We start from the raw sequence: 18,680 nt of genomic DNA on the forward strand, positions 1-18,680 counted from the left end.
TTATCCAATCTCCCCTCTTAAATACCAAGTCAGTAACAATAAAACACCAACGATCATTGCAAAGGCATAATGATAAACATATCCCGTTTGGAAATAGCTCATAAAGCGAGATACCATCAAAGATAAACGTGTGACACCATCAGGACCATACCGATCGATAAGCCCGATATCACCTTTTTGCCATAAGATTTGACCCAGTCCAAAGGCTCGATTAACAAACAAAATATCATAGAGTTCATCAATAAACCACTTGCGATACGAAAAGTTATAGAGTATCGACATTTTAGTCGCAATCCATTGGGGCAAACGCCGAGCCCCACCATAAAACAAATAGGCAAAGACAATCCCTGAAACCGCTGCAGCTAACGGTGAATAAATAACCCACGTGGGTAATTCGTGATGAGGTTGGCGTGGCAAAGCAATTGCACTGCCCCAGAATTCAGCCATCTTATGGCCAACAAACCAATCATTTGCCAAGTATCCGCTAAAAATTGCCCCCAAGGATAAGACAAATAATGGCAATAACATAACCACGGGGGATTCATGAACATGAGCCATCACCGTATCATCGGCGTGCTGCTTACCATGGAAGCTAAGAAGCAGTAACCGCCAAGAATAGAACGCCGTTAGGAAGGCAACTATCAAGCCAATGGCAAAGGCATAATCACCAATGGACGTTCCTGTTAGGTAAGCTGATTCAATGATTGCATCTTTAGAGTAATAACCGGCAAAGAGAGGAATCCCTGCCAATGCTAAGCTGCCGATCCACATCAAAGCATAGGTGGTTGGAATGAGTTTATAAATCCCCCCCATCCGATTCATATTTTGCTCATCAGACATAGCATGAATCACAGAGCCTGCGCCTAAGAATAATAACGCCTTAAAAAAGGCATGCGTTACCAGATGAAACATAGCTGCCCCATAAGCTGAACAGCCCGCAGCAAAAAACATGTACCCTAACTGGCTACAAGTGGAATAAGCAATCACGCGTTTAATATCCGTCTGCGTCAAGGCAACCGTAGCCGCAAAGAAAGCTGTGGAGGCGCCCACAATAACAATCATTTCACGGGCAAAGGGGGCCACCTCATAAAGGGGCGACATGCGGCAGACTAAGAACACACCGGCTGTCACCATAGTTGCGGCGTGAATCAAAGCAGAAACCGGTGTGGGGCCCTCCATTGCATCAGGTAGCCAGGTATGTAACCCCAACTGCGCCGATTTCCCCATGGCGCCGATAAACAACAAAATACCAATTAAATTAATAGCATCAAAGGAATGTCCCCAAAAGCTCAATTCCGGTCTTTGACCAGCTGCCATTGTGGTAATTTGAGACAAAGCTCCATCAAACTCAACTGTTCCCGTTAATAAGAAAAGAGACGCAATGCCGAGGGCAAGCCCTACATCGCCCACACGATTAACGATAAAGGCTTTCATGGCTGCCGCGCCGGCACTCTGACGTTCATACCAAAAACCAATTAACAAGTAAGATGCGACACCAACACCTTCCCATCCAAAAAACATCTGCACCAGATTGGGGGAGGTCACCAGCATTAACATGGTAAAGGTGAAAAAGCTTAAATAGCCCATAAAACGAGGAATGGACTTATCCTGACTCATGTAACCAACAGAATAAACATGAACAAGCAAAGAGACGATGTTAACGACCATGATCATCGTTGTGCTAAGCGTATCAAGCTTGAACCCCCAGTGCGCCTGAAAGCCCCCAACATTCATCCAGTCTAACAACTTAATAACTGTTGCCCCTTGCATAAAGACAATGTGGTAAAAGAGAACTCCTCCAGCCACAGTCGCAGTCAGCATAAACAGGCAAGTAACCCATTGAGAAAATCGATCTCCCCGATAGCGAATCCCGAGAGATGACAAAATAAACCCTATAAACGGCGCGAACACCGCAACTGCACTCAGGTGCGTGACACTCATAACCCTGCCCTAAATCATTAAGACTTTGTTAAAACTTATCACGGTTTTGCTCTATCTTCCAGAGGGTAATTTACCTATCAAAAATTAATTCGCCAATTTATTGATAGAAGAGCTAAACAAGATTTCGAGAGAAAAGCAAAAGGATCCCCCCTTCTATCTCCCTTACTTTTTAAGAGGGAATATGCAGCGTAGAAATAGCCCCTTCTCCGCAATTTTAAAGATCTGTTAATCTATAAATATATTGATTCTATCTTTTTCTTATCAAAATAATAATGAGTACAATAAAACTCTACATTTCCAATTGGAATTGTTTTTCATCATCAAAACATAACATTAGTGAAAAGCATGCATATTAAATGGACCACAGCTGTTATCTTAACAGCCTTATTAAATATTACTGTGTGTAATGCAGTCGGGGGAAAATCCCTTGAGGATACTTTGCAAACAGAAAAAAGTCCAATTTTACTCAGCTCACAGTCCCTTCAAGAAAGCAAAAGTCAGCAGCCTGATTTTATAAATGCAGAAGCCTTTAAGCAGATGCCGCTCAAGAAGATGAAAAAAGCACTATCTGTTTGGCCTCAAGATCAACCGCTACAAGAAAATTATGCCCTGCTCTTACTTAATAAATTCGTGTCAGATCAACTCACCTATTTTAATTTACCGAAATATCTTCCCCGTCATCTTGTCACTGAAAATGGCATCTTATCGACTGTAAAATGGTGCAAATTAAGAGCAGCACAAAAGGACAGCGCGGGTCAGTATAATTTAGGCAATATGTATTATAAGGGATTCAGAGTTAAGCAAAATTATGTCTTGGCTTTTAAATATTACCTAAACGCAGCTAAATTTGGCTGCGTCATGGCTAGGAATAATCTAGCCCTGATGTATGAAAAAGGACAGGGCATTTCCAAAGATTACGCCAGAGCTGTAAAATGGCATTTAGCGGCTGTTCGACGAGGTCATGAAAAAGCAAAGGAAAACATTAAACACTACGTACAGCCATCAAGTAATTTTGTATCTATTTCTCGACTCACCTCCAATCAAGCGTCCGACATTCGAGAAATGGAAGCTCAAACTACCTCCCTCTCCGATCGTTACACATGGTACATCGCCCTATCAGGCGGTGGATTTGCCGATAACTTTGGTGACATGGAATACCTTAAAAATAAAAGTGAGACCATATTAATCATTATAAATAATTATAAGAAAGTTCTACACCTTTTAACGCAGCCCACAGCCTTTATAAACTGCATCACCTTAAAAGAATATAGATATTATCATCATTTTGTTTCTCCGATACCCAACAGTAACGCCCCTTATATATCCTTAGAAAACATCCAGCCCCTAAAGGAAATAAATAAAAATTTATTACCCGATCTGCTGAATAATTTATATACAATCGTTAAAGAAACAAGCCAAATTCTTAAAGAATCAAATGGAAATATTGAGACATTAAAAGGCGTTCTGTTGGGATTAAAGTACTTTAACACTGAGGCACACGACTTCCTCGCTCCCCTAATGAGTCACTATCTGGATGCCACGACAGAAAAAGGTAAGCTGGATGAATATATAAAGGTCGAGGGTTTTCTCCAAGACCTTGAGAATTACCTATTAAATGATGTACAGTTTACACAAAGCCTAAATGAGCGGATGCACAAGTTAATTATTGAAACAGTGCCTTACAGAAATTACTTGTTCCATCAACGTTATCCCTGGTTGTTTCAATAGACTTTAAAATATAACAACGCAGAGCCTAGAAGTAGTTATTTTAAAGTGGTCCCATCTTTCTCAAATTAGCCTGAGCGACTCGACTCTTGCCCTTCTAAAAGATAGAAAAAAGAAACTCTTTAAAAGTTGTACGTAAAACCTATATCCCTATTTCTACCATTAAAAGCGGCTGTTAGTGGATAAAATTCTTAACCCAAAAAATTGTATATTAATTTGCAGGTAACAGCATTTAAGTTCCCCTTCTAGAGGGGCGATCCCTTTGGTTCACTAGGTAGGGCGGCTTTAAAGTAGTGACTAAAGCCTCATCTTTTCCACCGGCATATTTCAGTTTTAACATCTATGATAAAAGTTAGCTGTTTGAGCCTACGTTCTCAAGAAAAAATCTCGAATAGCCATTGCCTTCAACTGTACTTAGGCACGAAGTTTTGATTTTTATCTATTCTAAACGCCTTGACGCTACTAGACTTAAAGCTGTACAAAGAAATGGAAGCATAATCCCCCTGCCTTACGTGATATGATAGTTTATAGTTTTTAGGAAATTTAATGGACTTTCTTGCAAATAAAATAGCTCCCGCTGAGGACTTTGAGACAAAGTCTGCATATAAAGAATCAATTTTAAGAAATTTATCTAAGAAACTGAATGGTGGCATTATAAGTTTAGATAAAGAGGGTGTAATTACGGCTGTTAGTAAAGAGTTTTTAGAGTTGGTTGACCAGCCTATATCTTTAATTTTGGGAAAAAGCCTCGCTAATTTTATCGGCCAGACTAAATTAGAAAATTATTTCCTGAATCATGTGAATTTTATGCTTGAAGGTAAAGTACCCAATCTTCATTTTTCTTGCTTTTGGGAAACAGATACTAAAAAATTAAATCTATTTTTTGAATTTTATCCACCTGACAAAGACGATTGCGACCTACAGGGATTTATTCAAAATTTAACGGAAGCACACCTTAGTGTGCTAAACCAAGATAACATTGAGCAGATAATGCAGCATCTCGGGGCCGTGATATGGACCAGCGGGGCGGACCCGCGGGATGTTTATTATGTCAGCCCTGGCTTTAAAAATTTTTATGAAATGAACTTGGATGACCATATTAAGGATCCTTCAATTTTTCTGAGCAGAATACATCCTGAGGATTTAGATACCGTCATAAAACTTTCTTCTCCGTCGCCGGAAGGAGATTCACTCAGGCAAGGTGATTTTCGATACCGTCTAAATAATGGATCTTGGCGCCATGTTACTTTTTATCGTTCCCCTTTTTATGATGAAAATGCAAAACTCTTAAAATTTGTTGCCGTTGCAATTGACAGCACCCTTCTTTATAAAGCGCAAGAGCAAATGCGGTTTCAGCAGCTAGAATTGGGAAGAATTAACGAACAACTAGAAAAAACTAACCAAATGCTTGAGGAATTTACGGCCATCGCCTGTCATGATCTATCCCCCCCATTACGAGCCTTCAAGATCTATACCGAGCTTTTAGAAAATGCTTATTTGCAGGATATAAATGAGGATGGTAGGCTTATGCTGCTATCCATTAAGACAGCAATAGATAGAATGCAAGACTTGATCCAAGGCATTGGGGGATTGTCTATAATTGGCGTAGAAGGATCATCTCTTCCTTCCGCAAGTATAAATATCAGAGAGTTAATAGAAAAATCTATTATCCCTCTTTACGCCACCCCTCTTAACCCGATCAGTAGAATAGAATTCGATCATTTACACCCTTTGAAAATTAAAGAAGAACATATGATTGCCATTTTAGAAAATCTCATTACAAACAGCATAAAATATACGAATAACTTCCCTCACATAAAAATAAGATCAAAGGAGTTTAAATCGGCTATTGTTTATGCGCTCTCAGATAATGGCATCGGTATCCAAGAAGAAGCTGAAGATTTTATATTTAAATTTGGAAAGCGCTTACAAAACAAACCAGAGCAGCCCGGTTCAGGAATTGGGCTTTTTGCCTGCAAAAAAATTATGTCATTATATGGAGGTAAAATATGGATTCATTCAACGGTGGGGAAAGGTTCAACTTTTTATCTCCTTTTTCCCAAGTATGGTTGCTAATAAAAATATATAACGAAAAAGCAATTTTAAGAACAAATAATATTGATATAGCAAAGATGCAGGTAGGAAGAAGACTATGAGTAAAATTACAATAATGTATGTGGAAGACTCTTTTGAAGAAACTGAAATTATGAAGCTTTTCTGTAAACAGTATGCAGATAAAGTCAAATTACTTACTTTCCCAGACGGTGTTGAGTTCCTGAATTTCATCGAGAAGGAAGACCGAGAAAAAATTTCTGGTCCTATTTGTATTCTCTTAGATATAGATCTTCCTTTTCTCAATGGTCTTCAAATATTACAAAGGCTGAAGGAAAACCACAATCCCACGGTTAGGGCTCTTCCTGTTGTCATGTATTCTTCTTCCACGCGAGAACAAGACAAACAGGCAAGTCAGGCGTTAGGAGCCAGTGCCCATATTGAGAAACCATTGACAGGTGAAGGGACGAAGACTGTTCTCGATTTTCTAATAGTGAACACTCTTCAGTTAACAGAAGAGCTTGACCTAAATAATTTTGCCGGGGAGAGATAGTAATTAATCTGATGTTTTAAATAGGCAGTTAAGAGGCAGTTCTCCGTTTATAACAAAAGAGTTCCTAAATTTGTAAAAATCGAGGGTTTTCTCAAAGAACTTGAGAATTACCTCTTAAATGATGTACAGTTTACACAAAGCATAAATGAGCGGATGCACAAGTTAATTGTTGAAACAGTGCCTTACAGAAATTACTTGTTCCATCAACGCTATCCCTGGTTGTTTCAAGAGACAAAAGGGAATCAGACTTTAAAATGAGCCTTATGTTAGAAAGATGTTTATTGATTACCGGCGGGTAAGCCATCCTATACTAAGAAAATACTGCATTAACGATAGAGCTTAAAACCGTGACTAAATCTGCTGAAATTATCAATGATGTTCCCTTTGAGAAAGCACTCGGGGATAGATACCTAGCTTATGCATTGTCGACGATTATTTCTCGATCATTGCCCGATGTACGCGATGGACTAAAGCCTGTTCACCGTCGTCTGATCTATGCGATGCAGCAACTTAAACTTAATCCAAATTCTTCCTTTAAAAAATCTGCCCGCGTTGTCGGTGATGTCATGGGTAAATTCCATCCCCATGGTGATCAAGCTATTTATGATGCCTTAGTTCGATTGGCTCAGGATTTTTCTGTGCGTTATCCATTGATCGATGGTCAAGGTAACTTTGGTAATATCGATGGGGATAATGCGGCCGCTATGCGTTATACAGAAGCTCGTCTTACCGATCTTGCCGTTATGCTAATGGAAGGCATTGATGAAAATGCCATTGATTTTCGCCCCACTTATGATGGCGAAGCCGACGAACCTCTAGTCTTTCCAGCGGCCTTTCCAAATATCTTAGCGAATGGCGCCAGTGGTATTGCGGTAGGCATGGCAACCTCTATCCCCCCCATAATCTTGCTGAATTGTGTACAGCAATGATTCATTTGATTGACAATTCCAATTGCACTGTGGCCGATTTAATGCGGTTCGTGCCGGCACCAGACTTTCCGACAGGCGGTATTTTGGTGGAAACGCCTGAATCAATGCTCCGATCTTATGAAACGGGCCGGGGTAGTTTCCGCATGCGGGCTCGGTGGGAAACAGAGCATCTTAAAGGCGGTGGCTTCCAAATTGTTATCACCGAAATCCCTTATCAAATTAATAAATCTAAACTCATTGAAAAAATCGCTGAATTACTGACGGCTAAAAAACTTCCTTTACTCGATGATATCCGCGACGAATCAGCCGATGATATTCGAATGGTACTCGTTCCCAAAAACCGCAATGTAGATCCAGAAGTTTTAATGGAGTCCTTGTTCAAGGCAACGGATCTAGAATCGCGTTTTTCCCTAAACATGAATGTTCTTGATGGTGGACGCACACCACGCGTCATGTCACTGAAAGAAACTTTACAGGCATTTCTAAAGCATCGAAAAGAGGTTTTGTTACGTCGTTCAACTCACCGGGTTGATGAAATCACAGCGCGACTCGAAATCTTAGAAGGTTACCTGGTTGCCTATCTCAATATTGATGAAGTTATCCGCATTATTCGGGAAGAGGATGAGCCGAAATCCTATATGATAGAAAAGTTTGGCTTGACCGACAATCAAGTGGAAGCCATTCTTAATATGCGCTTACGGGCCTTAAGAAAACTCCAAGAAATTGAAATTCAAAAAGAACATGAAGACCTTTCGACTGAACGCGATGCTTTACAAAAGCTTCTGACAACCGAATCGCTGCAATGGAAACGGATCAAAGCTGACATCAAAGCTATCGAGAAAAAGTTTGGACTAGACACGCCGCTCGGCAAACGTCGCACCACTCTAGCAGAAGCACCCACCACTATTATTATTCCAATTGAGGCAGTTATTGAACGGGAAGATGTGACGGTTGTTTGTTCTCAAATGGGATGGATTCGCTGTATCAAAGGTCATAACGTCAACCCTGATGACATTAAGTATAAAGAAGGTGATGCGGCAGGATCCATTATTCAAGCAGAAACCACTGACAAAATTTTAGTCTTTGCCAGCAATGGTAAGTTTTACACCATTGGCATTGACAAACTGCCCGGTGGGCGCGGACATGGTGAGCCGATCCGTATGATGATTGATCTTGATAACGCTGACGAAATATTAAATCTCTGTATGGTTAAGCCCGGCCAAAACAAGCAATTCCTGTTGGCTTCGACTGATTCTCGCGGATTCTTAGCTAATTCTGATGATGTTATTGCTCAAACCCGCCAAGGGAAGCAAGTTATGACGTTGGGGGATGAAGGGGCGAAAGCTCTCTGCTGTATTGAAATTGATGGTGATTTAATTGCCTGTATTGGTGAAAATCGCAAGCTTTTAGTCTTTCCTGTTTCTGACATGCCATCCTTATCGCGCGGCCGTGGTGTTATTATTCAAAAGTATCGTCAAGGCAATCTTAGTGATATTAAGGTATTCAAAGAAGAAGAAGGGCTCCGCTGGATCCGCAATGGTAAAAAGGTAACGGAAAAAGACCTGTTAATGTGGAAAGGCCGCCGTGCCACTCTTGGCCGTTTAGCCCCTATTGGATTCCCTCGCAGCAATAAGTTTGAAGGATAGATTGATCAAGCCGTACCTAAAATAAGCTTAATAAAAACAGTATTTCTTAATGCTTCTTATTTAAATTTATAGACAAGGGATAGAGCTCCATGGTTAAGCAAATTAGTGTTACTCTATTAGCATTGCTCAGCGTGAGTTTGCCTCGGAATGTAAACTCTATGGAAATATGCCAACAGATTGAACCTCAGGCTAATTTTTCCCTCAAAGAGTATACAGATATAGATACAATTTCGGATCTTGCAATTAAAGCAGCAAAACTGGTTAAAAAGGGTATATTTCCCTCAGAAATCACAGTGATATTCGATGTGGATGGCACTCTGACAAAGCATGGCACACCGGATGGCGACTATAATGAAGATACAGAGATATGTCCCTGAGGAGAGGCCATTGAGGTTGTTCAGTGGATGCTAGGCAAAGGAATAAACGTCGTATTTTCGAGTGCCTGGAATAATTTTGACCATACCGTAAGTAGACTTCAAAAACTTGGGTTAGCAGATTCTTTAAAAGGCACAAAGATCTCTAAAGATTTTGCATGGTACAAACGCCTCTACAGAGTTAATTCCTTAGGTAGGGCGGGTCTCCGTTAGTTCTCCGCCACCCACCCCCGAACATCCGTATTATCGGGGGAAAGCATATTCTGCTTACTTTTTTAATCCTACCTTAGCAAAAAAAGCTAAAGTCATTCTTTTCGCTGATGATAGTGACGGAAACGTAGCAACTTTCAAAAAAATATGATGTTGAATGCCTGTAAACTTTATTCAGATCTACAAAAACTTTATCTTTATACCATGAATGATATATACGACCAATCAAATGAATGGCAACAAACCTTAGAAGACATTGAGAAGATTTTAGACGCATCGTCGGACATTAATACGTTTTGGTCGGAACCTCATACAATTGAAGATAGTTCAGATGATGATTCCAACAAGCAGGGTAAATTGCGCGCCCACTTTTCTGAAAAAGAGCTTTCAAAGAACAAAAGGCTCAAAAGTGATAAATTTTCTGGTGAAAATAGAGTAACTGAACATCCAGAAATGATAAAAACAACGCCAAAGCAAGGTGAAGCGAGCCAAAGCTTATCTAAAGCTGACCTAATCGAATGATTTCCCATTGTAAATCATAGCCGCTTGTAACCTTGACACGCTGCCGAACTGCTTCGCCCAATTCTTCGAGATCACCAGCCGTGCAAGCATCTGTATTAAGCAAGAAGTTACAATGTTTTTCGGAAACTTGGGCTTGTCCGAGCATTAATCCTCGACACCCCGCCTCATCAATCAGCTTCCAAGCACTGTGGCCTTCAGGATTTCTAAAAGTGCTTCCCCCCGTACGACCGCGAACGGGTTGGGAAACTTCCCGTTCTGCTAACAATGTATTGAGGCGTTGCATAATTTCATCTGAGTTTCCAGGCTCGCATTGAAAACGCGCGCGGACAACAATTTGGTCTGGCTGAAGATTGGTATGACGATAGGCCATTTCTAACTCACCCGGTGTTAACCTCTGAAGCTTTCCTGATAAATCTAAGACATCAGCCCAGATCAGGCGATCTTTAGTTTCAGCCCCATAGCAACCAGCATTCATTTTGACAGCACCGCCAATTGTCCCTGGCACACCCACCAAAAACTCTAAACCAGAAAGGCCCCATTCCCCACAGGTCATCGCAACCGTGCGATCTAAGGCACCCGCCCCCACTTCAATCTCATTGCCCTCACGCTCGACCGTAGCAAAACCGCGTCCCAAGCGAATAACAACACCGCGAATCCCACCATCTCTCACCAACAGGTTAGAGCCTGCCCCAACAACATGCACAGGAATATCCGCAGGACGATTTTTTAAAAATGTTAAAAGATCACCTAAATCAATTGGTTTGAACAAAACATCAGCTGCTCCACCAACACGAAACCATGTTTGATCTGCCATGACAGCATCAAAGCTATAGCGTCCTCTCACGGTTGGTAAAGACTGCCGCCAATCGGTCATGCGCTCCCCTCAGCAGCGAGGCTTTGGCCTTTTCCCAAAGGCAAAATTTCATCCAATTGTCCGGGTAAAGCCGCAGCCCACTGAGTAATACTTCCAGCGCCCAAGCAAATGACCATATCGCCTGATTCCGCCAAATTTGCTACAAGCGGTGCTAACTCTTCGGGGTCCTTGATCGTATAAACCATGTTCTTACCAGTGGCTCGTACGGCTTCAGCCAGGGCAGCGCCGGTAACGCCCTCCTGTGGATTTTCGCCCGCTGAATAGACAGGAGAAATAATAACTTTATCCGCATGAGTAAAACTGGTCACAAAATCATTAAATAGATGGTGTAAGCGTGTATAACGATGGGGCTGCATCACAGCAATAATCTTACCGCGGCAAGCCTGACGCCCAGCTTCCAGAACTGTATTAATTTCGACAGGATGATGGGCATAATCATCAATGACGGTTACACCATGAGATACCCCGACACGTGTAAAGCGGCGCTTCACCCCTTTAAATCCAGCAAAAGCTTGACGCACAGCCTCATCATCCACCCCTAATTCCTGAGCAATGGCAATAACAGCCAAGCTATTCTGAACATTATGACGCCCAACCATGGGTAGAAATACATCTTTGATTCGACGTGGCAAAGCGCTGACTTGGCCATGAGTATTTATTTGAGCCGCCAAAGCATCGCTTCCCACGATATCAATATCAAACAACATACCATCTTGGCTTTCGCGCATATTAACGGCTCTTACATTGGCATCTTCGGCATAACCATAGGTAATGATGCGACGGTCATTAATTTCCGGCAATAAGGTTCGTACCACCGGATGATCGATGCATAAAACCCCCAAGCCATAAAATGGTGTGCGTTCAATAAAGGTGATAAAGGCATGGCGCAGAGTTTCAAAGTCTGGATAAAAATCCATATGTTCGGCATCAATATTGGTTACCACCGCAATGGTTGCTGGCAGACGTAAAAAACTACCATCGGATTCATCGGCCTCAACCACAATCCAATCACCCGTACCCAGACGCGCGTTGGTACCATAGGAGTTAATGATTCCGCCATTAATCACTGTGGGGTCAAGACCAGCCGCATCAAATAAAGCTGCTGTCATCGATGTTGTGGTCGTCTTTCCATGGGTACCGCAAATGGCAACAGATTGTTTTAGATGCATCAACTCTGCCAACATTTCTGCCCGACGAATCACGGGAATGCGGCGCTGACGCGCTTCAACTACTTCAGGATTATCGGCCTTAACCGCTGTAGAAATGACAACGACTTCGGCTCCTATGACATTTTCCGCCGCATGACCAATCTGAATGCGAGCCCCCAAAGAGCGTAACCGTTGCACATTAGGATTTTCACTCACATCACTACCAGTCACATCATATCCAAGGTTTACCAGCACCTCAGCGATGCCACTCATACCGATGCCACCGATACCAACAAAATGAAGCTGTCGAACAGTTTGGGGAGGAATGCGCATATCAATCTACAGTTAAAATGATCTAGTAAGTCAATTTAACAAACCAGCATTAAATACTCAAGTTTATCGTGCATGATAGTAGATTAGATTTTTGCCTAACTAGACTTCTTAAATTTCAATTTTTTTCAAAATAAAGCTCTTAAAACAATTATTATTGAAAATTTATGTAAAAATATTCCAATATAGTTATTGAGAACTACTTATAGATAATAGAGAGACTAACGTAATGTCAAAACTACTTTTTTTAACCATGATTATGACTTTTCAAGCCCTATGCTCTGAGCCTGAAAGAAGAAACTCTTTCCTTAATCAAGATCAAGACCGCCATACTCAAGAAGAAGTTCTGTGCATACAACAGCAAAAAACGCCCCAAGAACAATTAATGCTCATGCATCAACAGTATAAAAAAAATATAAGCGATGTGCGCGAGGAACTAGAACAACAAAAAAAGAGATACAGGCTCTTAAAGATCAATTAAAGCAAAAATATACAGTCTGTCCTACTTATAAAAAGATCATTCCTGCCGATAAAATTTTAGCAGTATCAGTCTTCTGGGCAACCTTATGTGGTTATCAAACATATATGTATAGCGGAAATATGATCTTAGCGTTTGGAACCTTTTGCTCTTATTTATACTCATTTTATGCTTGTTTCAAACTTGCCCGCGATACTGCTACTATTGCTAGTAATGCACCCTTAATTAACAAGATTGGATGAAACGAAGGACGGTCATCCAAGAGGGCAGACCATATAAACCTAATATAATCATCATTTCAGGGGGAGATGAAAAATGGAATCATCCGTAGTGGCCTCTACTGTTGCCAGTCTGCTTCATTCACTTAATGTTGCCACAACAACCCTTAAACCCCCGCCCCCCAATTTTACGCCTGAACCCTTCCAAGCGTATGTCTCCGATCTTACTTTATCTTCCTCTGATATAGATCTTATCCCGACGGAAGTAGTTTCTTCCTGGCAAAGTCATATCTTTCATACCCGTCAACCAATTAACAGTGTCATCGCCGATGATTCCTTAGGATCAAAACTGATAGATTATGCTGTAACGCCACTCGTTGCCTATGAACATAAGCAACGCCAAAACCTTATTGATATCTATCATACTCAAACGGATGAAGTGGATCGCATTGCCCTGTCACAGGTTTGGTCCCTTCTAAGATGGGGATGGGGTTATGTGGGAAATTATGTTGCACATAGCTTAGCGGAAGGCACTTTTCTTGGCTATAACGACCAACAAAAATTTGATAAAGCCACACGCTTTAGTTTTCAAAGAATGATGCATCATGCCACCAGCGCAGATGCTTTAAAAGAACTTGCTTTTCGCCATCATACCTTATCCTTTGTCGGTGAGCGTCTGCCTCAAATTGAAAGAATTGTCCTCAAACACTCAGAAAAATATAAGTTATGGCGCTATCGGTGGATGACAGCGGAAAAAGTCACCATGCTTGAGGTTATTCTAGCATCTCAACTGGAATTAAATGTAACCATTGTAGCCGAAGAAAATTCGTCTAAGCTAAAGAATTTGGCCTTACAAAATTATAATAAACTCAATAGCCTTTTGACCGAACTTAAGGCCTCTTATTTCAATTTCATGGTAGGAATAAAACCGAAGTCTTGGTTAGAATACAAATGCCAACAGGGAATTAATGCCCTGACAGATATTATATTGGAACTGTCCCCCGACCCTATTCTTTCCCCTCGAAAGTTTATAGAAGTTTACCGTGATGCCCTCGCAACCACAGCCCACCTTTACAATAACTTATCCCCTTATTGTCAAAAAGAACAAGATTTTCAACAGGTTATTGAGAAATTTGTTGAGGCTATCTCTGACGATAATTTTATCTTAGCCAAATGGATTTCTCTGAGTACAATAACCTCCCACGACAATTTTGATTGGTTTGCGGAAGCCGCTGACTTTGAAGACTACAAAAGGGCTATTGATCAATTGATTTACAAACAAAATCAAATAGATGAATTAATTACATATCTCCATAATATTTGTGATCAATTATTTGATAGCTATCTTCACCGACAAATCACTAACAGTTCCAAGTATAAAAAGATTAAAAGCTTAATATATGATATGTGGGATTTACGTAACAAGATTGATGAATTCCGCCTCTCTTATCGATTGGCTTATTTAAAAAAAATTCGCACCACCGTTAATCAAAACAACGTTGGCTATTGGGATCGCTTATTCCAAAGTACGGTGCATAAAGTAAAACGTAAAATCTTGGAAGGTGAAATTTTTGACAAAACAGAAACACAAGAGGAAGTCGTTGCTCGCTTAAGATTATTCCGCGGGCACTATGAACAAAAACTTACAGAAATAGCCAATCTTGTAGAAACCCTTTCCCTTAACGCCCAAGAAAAAACTAAGCTAAAGGTATTGCTCAGCCCGGTTGACTAAAAATTTTCTTCGTCAAAGAGGCAAGGATTAAGTAACCTCTTGAGTATGCTTATCCTTGCTCAATTACCTAGAACCTATAAGTCAAATTTAGGGTTGCTTGATGGGCCTGAAGCTTAGAAGAAAGTTCTGCATTATAATTGGCGGCTAGCGATATATTGTTTGCTAATAAAACACTTCCCCCCACGCCTGGATTCACCATATTTTGGGCTTTTTCATGCACAAACACTTGGAAATTTCCAGCGTATCCCGTGAAAGAAGCCTTGATCCCTTGAGAGCTGTGCAGATATTTTTTATAGGTATATCCTATTTTTCCATAAATATAGAGATACATTCCATTAACATTAAACACCTGAGACGCCTGTATCCCTGTCTTTGCTTGGATAAAAGAATTATTGTGTTTATGGACGGTCAGACTTGGATTAAGGCCCTCTTCTTTTTCAACGTATCCATCTTCTTTGAGGTAAAGCCATCCAAAACTGGCATACGGAGTCAGCGTAATATCTTTGGTAACCCCAAAGTCACGTCCTATTTCCGTTAGGCCACTCAAATGATACCCATGATGCGTTTGTCTGTTTGTATATTTTGTACCAGCTAAGCTTAATGTACGCTTACCTTTAAAGTCATGATAACCATAAAATACGGAAGCATTAGCATACCAGTCCTCATCAGCAGGTTCCCACACCCAATATACACCACCATGATAGCTATTGATTCTACCTTTCCCATACCCCTGTCTTAAATGATAAGTTGTTTTGCCATAGCCAACGGTCGCTCCCATCCGTAAGTTTTCACTCACTAAAGTATCAACACCACCAGAGGTATCTGTTACAGCCGCTCTAATCCCAGCTACCCCAATGGTTGGGCTGCCATCGCGATTGGACTTATGAGCGACATGACTGCCATTTTGTTGCAACCATAAGGTGGTCTGGCCCACGGTAGTGCATACATTTTGAGGGGCGGATTGGTTACTAGATGTTCCATCATTATATAAATCCGAGAAACGAAAAGTCTTTCCAAAACGATTCTTTGCTCTTGTTTGTTGGCCCGTATTGGTCTGCACTAGGCTAACACTAAGCTGATTCGCCTCTGCCTCAGATGCCTTTATACGCTTTTTTATCCGCCGCAAATTACGATCAAGGAAGGAAAAGGACAAAATACCATCCATTTGGTTAAATTCATTGGCCATCAGCGATGAACTAATCAAGCCATTGGGTGCGGGATGAATTTGATTAAATGCATCATAAACAGATGCAGTTGGCAAAGCCACAATAGCATTCTCAAACCTTTCAAGCATTGAGCCTGTAAGCAGAACATTTAAGCTATCTGTATACTGAGCCACAATGCCAGGGTTGCCTTGGGTGATCATATTACCAAAATAGACTTGCCTCACCCTTAGATAAACATCCCGACGCTGATGATCAAGGCTATATCTTAATAAAGGAGAACTTCCTGATACCGAGCTAAAAGTTCCGACAAGATCATTATCGGACTGCAGAATATGGTAAGGTAAGCTAGTACTATAATCGCCTGGTTGGGGAATAACATAGACGGTACCCCTAAGCATGGCGGCACCATGTACAATGATAAGGTCAGAATCATTGGCGCTATTAATTTCGCACGCATAAACCCCATTCGTATTATCATAATTCTCTGAAACTTCAGTAATACCAATGGAATTGCCGGGTTTAACAGTCCCATTATTCGTCAAGCTTTTAATAGTCGCATTTCCAGTGAACATTGCGCCATTCCCAACCGTTACTGCAGAGTTAGGCAAACTTCCATTAACCCTAAGCGTTCCTTGAGTGACGGATGTATCGCCTGAAAAAATGCTACTTGGATATCGAAGTTCTAAGGTCCCCTCACCATTTTTTGTTAATTTACCCCCACCTATAATGGGGCCCGTGAGAACTGCATTATAGCCATCAGTATCAATGATGCCATCCGTCGCAAGAGCAATAGGATTAGCCACACCCGTTAAACTGGCGGCAATCTTCACGACAGTTCCTACTGCATTAAATCCAATATCACCAACGCCTGCTCCCTGATTACTAGCCAAAGCAATTGTCCCATTTTGCAGGAACCCGCCTGTAAAAGTGTTGATGCCTGATAGAACCAAGACGCCGCTCCCTGATTTATGAAGGGCGCCGGTGCCTGTAATGGCCCCACTTAAAACCACTGTTTTCCCCTGTGTGTCAATAAATCCATCAGTTTGTAAGTTAATAGGATTAGCAATGGCACCTGTAAAATCATTACCTATCTTTAAAATACCAGTGCCTGATCCAGTAAATTCAAATTGTCCAGCAGCGTCACCCAGAGCTTGATTATTGTTAATTTCTAAAGTCCCTTCCATAAGCTGCCAAGGGGTTACAGTGGCGGTAGAGTTTAATAATGTCCAGGTGCTTGTATCTTTTTTTTGATAAGAATTAAAACCTTGGTAGCCCCCATTCCCAAGCTGAATCACATCAAAAGTAGAAGGATCGGTGCCTCCTAAAATTAATGTATTATTTGTACCACTTGAGCAAACCACATTGCCCTGGAAAGAAAAACCATTGTGGAGTTCAAGAGTATTATTATTTCCTGTGAAATCAATAGCGTTAGCTGGATTCTCTCCACCTGTACCGGCTAAAATAGGACCACTCGTTTTAACTGTCACATTATCACCCGTGGTCGCAATACCGGCACCTGCTATACTAAGCACCACTGTATCACTTTGAGATCCTAGAGCCCCACCACTACCAACGCCTCCAGCAGGTCCACTGCTATAAAAAAAATATGTAGCCTTTCCACTATTCCCACCTCTTATTGTTCCCCCTATATTATTAATTGTGCTATTACCACTGATGGAAATACCGATACCTCCTATCGCTGCTAGGCTATCTCTATATAAAGCATCCCCACCATTGACGATTCCCTCATTATTAATGGTGACGCTCGAACCGAGACAAGTCACCCCCGCGCCCCCAACAGATCCCGCACCGCCTGTTATTGAAGCTCCAGAATTATTGCTTAATGTACCATTTGCCGTAAAGATAACGCCGGCACCGCCACCACCACAAGCTCGCAGGCCAATCCCCCCACTTCCTCCTGTTATAGAACCTGCCGAAGTGTTTGTTATGATACCATTGCTTGCGTTCAAGATAAGGCCAGCACCCCCGCCGCCGGCACCGCCCGCAGCATTCGGTTTTAAAACGTCACCGGGATTACCCGCATCACCGCCCTTTCCCCCAATAATAATAGAGGATATACTTGTATCTACGGCAACGATGACCCCATCACCGCCGCCGCCGCCGCCGCCGCCGCCACCCACATTAAAAGGAGACGAATTTCCATCTCCTCCACTCCCACCATTGCCACCGGCTCCACCCGTGATTGATGAGTTAATATTACTCCCACCTGAAGTCGTGTTACCACCACCGCCACCACCACCAGCACCTGTCGCATCATTAGCATCACCAGCGTTGGTCCCACTGGCTCCATTACCTACCCCGGCAGCACCCGCGCTTCCCCCCGCCCCAGCCATAGAGCCATCTTCACCGGCAGTTCCAGCCGTGGAAAGTGCCGTGCCGTCATTTCCATTGCCACCTGTTCCTCCTCTGCTACCAAAAAAAGCCCCCCCTGTTCCCCCCGTACCACCCGCTAAAAGAGGGGTAGAAATCATCATTATCATAAAGGAAATGGACGTCACGGATATTATAGAAAGTCTACAACTATCACTAAGAGAAACAGATTTCTTCATAACCATTAGACCTCAAGCCAACATCACACCTTTCTTAAGTATGAGAAATTATTGAAAAAAATAAATTAATTAAAATTATTAATAAAATATATTTTTTATATATTGAGGAATCCTTGATTAAAGGAATCAACCTTCTGTTATTTCAAAGAGGAAAGCTATTCTCGAAGCCTTTTAAGTGAAAAGAACCGTAAGTAGACAAGCACTTATTGAGC

11 protein-coding genes and 1 pseudogene are annotated in these 18,680 nt (G+C 41.6%); 8 read left to right on the top strand and 4 right to left on the bottom strand.

Annotated elements, in window-relative coordinates; all coding sequences use genetic code 11:
• Positions 1–1,941, bottom strand: a complete 1,941-nt coding sequence (nuoL, locus tag ID47_RS06035; protein WP_038464876.1) for an NADH-quinone oxidoreductase subunit L — start codon at positions 1,939–1,941, stop codon at positions 1–3.
• A gap of 345 nt (positions 1,942–2,286) precedes the next feature.
• Between nuoL and ID47_RS11765 the strand changes: the two genes are divergently transcribed.
• The 6 genes and pseudogenes from ID47_RS11765 to ID47_RS06070 all read left to right on the top strand — a co-directional run bounded on the left by ID47_RS11765 (position 2,287) and on the right by ID47_RS06070 (position 9,952).
• Positions 2,287–3,669, top strand: a complete 1,383-nt coding sequence (locus ID47_RS11765; RefSeq protein WP_051908683.1) for a tetratricopeptide repeat protein — start codon at positions 2,287–2,289, stop codon at positions 3,667–3,669.
• A 543-nt stretch (positions 3,670–4,212) separates the two neighbouring features.
• On the top strand, positions 4,213–5,742 hold the full coding sequence (locus ID47_RS06045; RefSeq protein WP_038464878.1) for a sensor histidine kinase: 1,530 nt from the start codon (positions 4,213–4,215) through the stop codon (positions 5,740–5,742).
• 76 nt (positions 5,743–5,818) lie between these two features.
• Positions 5,819–6,271, top strand: coding sequence for a response regulator (locus ID47_RS06050; RefSeq protein ID WP_038464880.1), 453 nt, complete (start codon positions 5,819–5,821; stop codon positions 6,269–6,271).
• A 347-nt stretch (positions 6,272–6,618) separates the two neighbouring features.
• Positions 6,619–8,846 (top strand): annotated as a pseudogene (parC, locus tag ID47_RS06055) (DNA topoisomerase IV subunit A).
• An 89-nt stretch (positions 8,847–8,935) separates the two neighbouring features.
• Complete coding sequence (locus tag ID47_RS06060; RefSeq protein ID WP_038464882.1) at positions 8,936–9,223, top strand: hypothetical protein; 288 nt, start codon at positions 8,936–8,938, stop codon at positions 9,221–9,223.
• Positions 9,224–9,577: 354 nt separating this feature from the next.
• The gene (locus ID47_RS06070) at positions 9,578–9,952 is read left to right on the top strand and encodes a hypothetical protein (protein ID WP_156956680.1); all 375 of its coding nucleotides are present in this window, start codon (positions 9,578–9,580) and stop codon (positions 9,950–9,952) included.
• On the opposite strand, the gene murB is transcribed toward ID47_RS06070, so the two are convergent.
• Complete coding sequence (gene murB, locus ID47_RS06075; protein WP_038464888.1) at positions 9,930–10,826, bottom strand: UDP-N-acetylmuramate dehydrogenase; 897 nt, start codon at positions 10,824–10,826, stop codon at positions 9,930–9,932. The genes ID47_RS06070 and murB overlap by 23 nt on opposite strands.
• Positions 10,823–12,307 carry a UDP-N-acetylmuramate--L-alanine ligase gene (gene murC, locus ID47_RS06080; protein WP_038464889.1) on the bottom strand — a complete coding sequence of 495 codons (1,485 nt, stop codon included), beginning with the start codon at positions 12,305–12,307 and terminating at the stop codon, positions 10,823–10,825. Before murC ends, murB begins: the two co-directional genes overlap by 4 nt.
• Positions 12,308–12,533: 226 nt before the next feature.
• Between murC and ID47_RS06085 the strand changes: the two genes are divergently transcribed.
• Both ID47_RS06085 and ID47_RS06090 read left to right on the top strand, forming a co-directional pair.
• Positions 12,534–12,785 (top strand): hypothetical protein, encoded by a 252-nt coding sequence (locus ID47_RS06085; protein WP_038464891.1) that lies wholly within the window; start codon positions 12,534–12,536, stop codon positions 12,783–12,785.
• 312 nt (positions 12,786–13,097) lie between these two features.
• The gene (locus ID47_RS06090; RefSeq protein WP_038464893.1) at positions 13,098–14,732 is read left to right on the top strand and encodes a hypothetical protein; all 1,635 of its coding nucleotides are present in this window, start codon (positions 13,098–13,100) and stop codon (positions 14,730–14,732) included.
• 67 nt (positions 14,733–14,799) lie between these two features.
• Here ID47_RS06090 and ID47_RS13680 read toward each other — a convergent pair whose 3' ends face one another.
• Entirely contained in the window at positions 14,800–18,468 is a 3,669-nt protein-coding gene (locus tag ID47_RS13680; protein ID WP_156956681.1) for an autotransporter family protein, read from the bottom strand.
• Between the last annotated feature and the right edge of the window lie 212 nt (positions 18,469–18,680).

This window comes from Candidatus Paracaedibacter acanthamoebae (assembly GCF_000742835.1).
GTDB lineage: Bacteria > Pseudomonadota > Alphaproteobacteria > Paracaedibacterales > Paracaedibacteraceae > Paracaedibacter > Paracaedibacter acanthamoebae.